At 47.8% G+C, this 207-nt stretch carries 1 protein-coding gene; it reads right to left on the reverse strand.

Translation table 11 applies throughout. The features are described from left to right. Positions 1-18: 18 nt before the first annotated feature. A partial coding sequence (locus AB4153_RS21630; protein WP_371998606.1) for a tyrosine-type recombinase/integrase occupies positions 19-207 on the reverse strand: 189 nt, incomplete at its 5' end.

Consider the following 207-nt stretch of genomic DNA (forward strand, 5'->3'; position numbering starts at 1 on the left):
GTAAAAGTTCAATGAACATCATAAATCGCACTCCCATTTGAGCACCAAATTATCAGTCAGCTGGTTAACGGATAGGGCGGTATTTTTGCGAGTGATAGTGGTGAGGCGGGTATAGCGGGCGGTGGTATTAAGGCTGTTGTGACCGAGCAGGCTTTGCACTGAGCGCAAATCTAGCCCTTGTTCTAACAAATGAGTGGCGTAGCTGTG

Source organism: Shewanella sp. 10N.286.52.E4 (assembly GCF_041468785.1).
Taxonomy (GTDB): Bacteria; Pseudomonadota; Gammaproteobacteria; order Enterobacterales; family Shewanellaceae; genus Shewanella; species Shewanella electrodiphila.